The following is a 6,451-nucleotide window of genomic DNA, read 5'->3' on the forward strand; positions in this document are numbered from 1 at the left end:
TGTTAGCGCGTGGCCGTCAGCCCTGGGGCATCGATGCCGTACTTTGCTGTCCCGGGTTGTATGCTCCGGTGATCATTTCGCCGGCGGATCACTGGCAGAACATCCGCTTCCCGGGCACATCCAGCTCCGCCTTCAGCACGGTGCCGGAACTCGATTCCGTAATGAAGAGCGTGCGGTTTCCCTCGCCACCGTAGGCAACGTTGGTCGTGTGGTCTCCCACCGCCGACGTGATGCGGTGCACCGGCTCGCCCCGCGCGTCGACCACCCAGACCGAGCCCATGCCGGTATGCGCGATGGCCAGACGGCCCTGCTCGTCCAGCGCGAGGCCGTCGGGTCCCGTGCCGCCAGAAAGCTGCACGAAGGTCCCGACCTTGCTTACCGTGCCATCGCGCATGAACGGCACCCTCCACACGGCGTTCGCACGCGTGACCGCAAGGAAGAGGACGGATTCATCCAGGTTCATCACCAGCCCATTTGGGCTGGGGATGCGCTCCAGCACGCATTCAAGCCGCCCTTGCCGGCTGTACCGGAACAAGCGCCCACTCGGGTCTTGATAGCCCGACAGGCCCTGGTCAGTGAAGTAAAGGTCGCCGTTGGCCGCGAAGAACAAGTCGTTGACTGCCCTGAAGCGCTCGGCATAGTGTCGCTCCAGCAGTGGACTCACGACCCTCGTCTCGAGGTCGAGCACCATGATGCCGTGTTTGTAGTCGGCGATATAGGCAAGTCCGTCCCGGCCCAGCGCCAGCCCGTTGGGCCAGCCGTCGTACTGCACGATGGTCTCGCATTCGGCAGAAGGCGAGAAGCGGACGATGCGCCCATTCGGCGCGTCCACGCAGTACAGGTTGCCATCGTTGTCGAAGCTCGGGCCTTCCAGCAAAGACCGGGTTGGAATGCCGTGCGGCTGGCTACCTTCCCAGGCTGCGGCCATTCCAGGGCTGGACGGTGCCTCGGGAAGACGCGCGAACGGTGTAGCCTCGGTTATCGGGGGGGGAGCAAAGAACATCACGTTTCTCCTACATGCTATCCATGGAACACGCGTGCTCCCGCCTCACGGCCGGCCCGCGCATCCGCGCACCGCGCCTCACCGATGCGCCTGCGCGTGGCAACTTGCGATACCAGCGCCCCGACCAGCAGCAACACCCCGGCCGCGGCGAAGGCATAGTTGTACGAATCGGTTGCGGCAACCAGGTAGCCGGTCACGATGGGCGCCAGGATACCGAACACGTTTCCGCCGGCGATGGCGATGCTGTTGGCTTTGCCGGCATCCGCAGCATGGTCGAGCAGGTCGTTGGCAAGTGCCATGTTCAGCGAGATCGCCGTCGCGATGCCGGTCAGGGACACGGCCAGCAGCAGTACGATGACCCAGATATTGCTCACGAACGGTGCCGCAAGAATAACGGAAGAGCACAGCAACATGGCGCCGATCATGGGCCTGCGCTTCCCGGTCTCAGCCTCGCCAGGCCTGAGGAGCTTATCGCTGATGCGGCCCAGCAGCATGCCAAACAATACTGCGCAAGCGTACGGCAATGCGGTATAGATGGCGGCGTCCTTGATGTTCATGCCCTTGGTTGCCTGCAAGTAGCTGGGAAGCCACGTCAGGAACAGGTACTGGGTGTACACCGCGCAACCCTGCGTCACGGCGATGCCCCACATGCTCGTGGACCTCAGCAGGCCCTTCAGGCCGACGCCCGGGTCTGGCGTCGCTGCCATCGCCGGGGCCGCCGCGGTAGTAGTGGCCTGCGGCGCGGAATTGCGGAACCAGATCATCCACGGCACAAGCCAGACGAGCCCGATGGCGCCTGCCAGCATGAATGCGACGCGCCAACTGACGACGGATACCAGCCAGCCGATGAAGAGCGCGCCAACTGCCGGACCGGCGTACGCGCCGCTATTGAAGATGGTGGTGGCGAAGCCCCGGTTCTGCGTGGGCACCTGTTCGCGGATGAACTTGTTGGCGCACGGATAGCTGGTCGCTTCACCCGCGCCCATGACCAGACGCGTGGCGAAGAGCGCATGGAAGCTTCCCACAAGCCCGGTGAGCACGGTGGCAATCGACCAGACGCCCATGCCCCCCACGCAGACGCCTTTCGCCCCATACTTGTCAGCGAGGATGCCGGCCGGTATCAGGCAGAGCAGGTAGGTCCAGAGGAATGACGAGAAAAGATAGCCCATCTCGACCGGGCTCAACTGGAACTCGGCCGCGATCGGCCTGGCGGCGACAGAGAGCGCCACACGGTCCAGGTAGTTGATCAAGGCCATGGTGAACAGCAGCAGATACACCGCCACCAGGCTTCGAGAGGTTGAGGATTTCACGATGTCTCCGGTTCTTGTCTTCCGCCGTGGTCCAGGCCGGCGGTGTGCTCCCATCGAACGCCAGCGCGTGTTTCCCGGGAGGCAGGCGCCCGGGATGCAGGGCGCCTGTGCGGAACTGCAATCGCGCTAGCCGTTGTGCTCCGCGGCGATGGGGCGGGTCTCGCCGGTCTCCACAAGGGTGCGGCTCGCGTCCGTCGAGCCATAGATCCACAGGATCTTCATGGGCGCCGTCGCCGACGCATTGCGGAAGCGATGCGGCACGTTCGGGGGAATGAAGGTGGCATCGCCCTTCTTGACGGGGATCGATTGCCCATCGATGTCGAAGATGGCMTCGCCGTCGATCAGCACAACGCTTTCCTCGGCATTGTGATGATGAAAGGGAATCTCGGCGCCCCCGCCGAACTCGGTATAGCCAGTGATGAAGGCCGTGGCGCCCGCGCCCTTCCCTACCAGTGGTGTCGTGCGGGCGCCGCCGCCGCGGTCATGTGTCTTGATGGCGTCGGACTGCAGCAGCACGGCATTGGATTCAGTCTTGATCATGGCATAGCCTCGAAAATGAAGAAAAAGTTCAGTGGGCAGGGCCGACCCACACCGTCTTGATGTTGGTGAACTCGCGGATGCCGAACTCACCGAGCTCGCGGCCGTAGCCGGATTGCTTGACGCCACCGAAGGGCAATCGCGGATCGGAGGCAACCAGGCCGTTGACGAATACCGCGCCCGCCTCGATGCGCCGGGCCAGCGCGTGGGCCCGCTCCAGATCGCCGGTCCACAGCGCCGCGCCCAGGCCAAACTCGGTGGCATTCGCCACCGCAATTGCTTCGTCAACGCTGCCGACCCGGATGACGGCCGCGGCAGGTCCGAACGTTTCCTCCACTGCCGCGGCCATGCCCGGTGTGACCCGGTCCAGAATGGTGGGCGCGTAGAAGAAGCCTGGCCCGTCGATCGGATGGCCGCCCAGCGCGACCACCGCGCCCGCGCTGACAGTGCGCTCCACCTGTGAATGCAGATCGCTGCGCAGATTGGCTCTGGCCAGGGGGCCCACGGTTGTGCTGCGGTCCATCGGGTCACCGACCGCCAGCAAGCGCGTGCCGGCGCAGAAGGCGGCAACGAAGCGGTCCGCGACGGCGTCTTCCACGATGAAGCGCTTGGCAGAAATGCAGCTCTGGCCCGTGTTCGAGAAACGCGCCTTCACGGCCATCCTGGCGGCGGCCTCCACGTCCGCGTCGGCCAGCACGATGAACGGGTCGGAGCCGCCGAGTTCCAGGAGCTGCTTCTTCATCAGGCTACCGGCCTGGGCAGCGACCAGCTTGCCAACGGCCGTCGAGCCGGTAAGCGTCACCGCCGCGACGCGTGGGTCAGCCAGGACGCCGGCCACCTCCGACGCGTCGATCATCAAGGTGGAGACCAGGCCGTCATGCGCGCCCGCCTCCCGAAAGACCTCCGCCAGCGCGAGCGCGCATTGCGGCACGTTGTTGGCATGCTTGAGCAAGGCCGCGTTTCCCGCGGCGAGTGCGGGGGCGGCAAAGCGAATGAACTGCCAGAACGGGTAATTCCAGGGCATCACCGCCAGGACCACGCCCAGCGGGTCGAACACCACGCGGCTGTCCGCCGCATTGCTGGGAATCTGGACATCGGCCAGGAAGCCTGCCGCGGATTCGGCGTAGAAGTCGCAAGTCATCGCCGACTTGTCAATTTCAGCCTCGGCTTCCGCGAGCGGCTTGCCCATCTCGGCGGTGATCATGGCCGCATACTGCGCCCGATTGCGGCGAAGCACCGCGGCCACTTCCGCCAGAAGCGCGCATCGCTCGCGCACCGACCGCGTGCGCCACGCCTGTTGGGCCTGCGCCGCGCCTTGCAGCTTGCGCTCGACATCTTCCGGGCGATCGAGCAGGTAGCGGCCGAGTTCCGCACCCGTGGAGGGATTGACTGAAACGATCATTGGTATATTGGTAGCAGGTTGTTCGGCGAACGTAGCCTCGCCTTGGCATGGCTGCGTTCGCGCAAGGATCAGATGGGTTCGCTGGACAGCACCTTGCGCCGGATCAGTTCTTCAAGCGTGCCGGCGTCCTTTTCCAGTCTCGCCTTGAATACCTCGGGCGTGCTGTTCACGACGTCGAACCCGTTCTGGGCGAAACGCTTGGCGAGTTCCGGGTTGCGCATCACTTCCGAGGTGGCCGCCACGATCTTGTTCCGCGTCTCCGCCGGCAGGCCGCTGGGGGCGACCAGGCCGACCCACGTGGGATACTCCAGCCCCGGGATGGACTCGCTCATCGTGGGGATACCCGGCAACAGGGCAGACCGCTTGGACGAGCCCACGGCGATGGCGCGGACCTTGCCCGACTGGATATGCGGGAGCAGCACCGATACGCCGGCGAAGGCGAAATCGATATGTCCTCCCAGCAGGTCTGTGATCATCGGGGCCGCGCCCTTGTAGGGAACGTGAGTCGTCTTGAGCCGGCGCGCCAACGCCATCTGCGCGCTGTTCACGTGCCCTGCGGATGCCAGCCCCGAGGTGCCGTAGGTCGTGCCCGGATGGGCTTTCAGGTACGAGATCAACTCTTCCAGGTTCTTCACGGGGAGATCGCCCCGGGTGACCAGGATCTGCGGCGTCGTCACCAGCAGGTTGAGGTAGTCAAACGACTTGAAGGTGTCGTACCGCAGGCCTTTCATGATCTGGTAGTTGGCGGCTTGCGTATCGAGCGCCAGCATCAGCGTATAGCCATCGGGCTTGGCTCGGGCGGTCTCCGCCGCGCCGATGGATCCACCGGCCCCCGGCTTGTTCTCGATCACGATGGGTTGCCCGAGCTTCTCGCCGAGCGCCACGCTGATGATGCGCGCGGTCTGGTCGACAGCGCCGCCGGCCGCGAACGGCACGATCAGCCGAATCGGCTGGTGCGGGTACGCCTGCGCAGAAGCCAGTGCACTGGCGCRGGCGCATACAGCGAATGCCGCGGCCTTGAACAGCCGCCGGTAGGGGGATGCCATCTTTGTCTCCTGTCTTTTTGGTCTGGTCTGTCCTGCGTCCGCAAGCGCCTTTGCCCGGCCGGACGTCGATGCCTGGATCAGGGCGTGCTGGCGATCAGGCCGCCGTCGATGACGATCTCGGTGCCCGTGACGTAGCGGCTCTCATCGGCCGCCAGGAAGAGGGCGGCATGGGCCGTGTCCCAGGCATCGCCCATGTGTTTCATCGGGATCTGGTTGTTTCGGCGGGCGAGGAAGCCAGCCGGATCGCCCTGTGCGTACTTCTGGACCAGGTTGTCTAGCAGCGGCGTTTGCATCAGGCCGGGCACCACGCAGTTCAGGCGGATACCCTCCGCAGCGTGAATCACGGCTGTCGTCTTCGTGAACTGGATCAGCGCAGCCTTGGCCGCGGCGTAGGCGACCTGGGGCTTGCCCACGTAGCGCAGGCCGGCAACCGAAGACACGTTGATGACTGAGCCGGCGCCTTGCTTGCGCATGACGGGCAGCACATGCTTGCATGCGAGGAACGCACCCTTCAGGTTCACCTCGATCTGCGCATCCCAGACGGCTTCCGTCATGTCTACCGGACCGCCAGGCTGCGACAAGCCGACGTTGTTGACCAGGATGTCGATGCGCCCGTGCAGCTCAAGGCAGGCGTYCACCGCGCGCTCCACGTCTTCGGCCCTGGTGGAATCGCAGCGCACCACCGTTGCCCGGTTTCCTTCTTCCTCGATGCGCTTGCGCGTGTCTTCCGCGTTCTCCAGGTTCAGGTCGGTGCCAAAGAACGCGGCACCCTGGCGGGCCATGAGAACCGCCATGGTCCTGCCATTGCCCCAGCCTTGTGCCACGGAGCCACATCCCATGATCAGGGCAACCTTGTTTGTCAGTTTCAACATTCCACTTATCTCCTTGTACGGGCCTTGGGCGGCAACACCGCCGACGTTGGGGCGAATCGTAAGCAGCGGCGATTGATAAGTGAAATTCTTTATTTCTATCCAATGATAGAATGAAGGAATGAATTGCCGGCACTAGTACAACATCCCGTAAATAGCTTGAATAAATAATCGCCTCGGATATCATGGCGGGATGAGTCGAGGCCGCCATGCAACGCCAGTGAAGTTGGCGAAGAAAGAAAGACAGGAACTGTTATCGCTGATCGAGCGCAAGACGGCGCCGC

General features: G+C 64.2%; 6 protein-coding genes. All 6 read right to left on the reverse strand.

Annotated elements, in window-relative coordinates:
* Window positions 1-88: 88 nt before the first annotated feature.
* The 6 genes from AC1DK4_RS35545 to AC1DK4_RS35570 all read right to left on the reverse strand — a co-directional run bounded on the left by AC1DK4_RS35545 (window position 89) and on the right by AC1DK4_RS35570 (window position 6,170).
* A complete protein-coding gene (locus AC1DK4_RS35545) occupies window positions 89-1,003 on the reverse strand; it encodes an SMP-30/gluconolactonase/LRE family protein (RefSeq protein WP_441623460.1) in 915 nt (304 codons plus the stop codon).
* A gap of 17 nt (window positions 1,004-1,020) precedes the next feature.
* Window positions 1,021-2,286 carry an MFS transporter gene (locus AC1DK4_RS35550; RefSeq protein ID WP_441623462.1) on the reverse strand — a complete coding sequence of 422 codons (1,266 nt, stop codon included), beginning with the start codon at window positions 2,284-2,286 and terminating at the stop codon, window positions 1,021-1,023.
* A gap of 153 nt (window positions 2,287-2,439) precedes the next feature.
* Entirely contained in the window at window positions 2,440-2,853 is a 414-nt protein-coding gene (locus AC1DK4_RS35555) for a cupin domain-containing protein (protein WP_477132101.1), read from the reverse strand.
* Between the two features lie 28 nt (window positions 2,854-2,881).
* The gene (locus tag AC1DK4_RS35560; RefSeq protein WP_477116928.1) at window positions 2,882-4,252 is read right to left on the reverse strand and encodes an NAD-dependent succinate-semialdehyde dehydrogenase; all 1,371 of its coding nucleotides are present in this window, start codon (window positions 4,250-4,252) and stop codon (window positions 2,882-2,884) included.
* Window positions 4,253-4,320: 68 nt separating this feature from the next.
* Window positions 4,321-5,298 carry a tripartite tricarboxylate transporter substrate binding protein gene (locus tag AC1DK4_RS35565; RefSeq protein ID WP_477132102.1) on the reverse strand — a complete coding sequence of 326 codons (978 nt, stop codon included), beginning with the start codon at window positions 5,296-5,298 and terminating at the stop codon, window positions 4,321-4,323.
* A 77-nt stretch (window positions 5,299-5,375) separates the two neighbouring features.
* On the reverse strand, window positions 5,376-6,170 hold the full coding sequence (locus tag AC1DK4_RS35570; protein WP_477132103.1) for an SDR family NAD(P)-dependent oxidoreductase: 795 nt from the start codon (window positions 6,168-6,170) through the stop codon (window positions 5,376-5,378).
* Between the last annotated feature and the right edge of the window lie 281 nt (window positions 6,171-6,451).

This window comes from Cupriavidus sp. 05N38 (assembly GCF_056397345.1).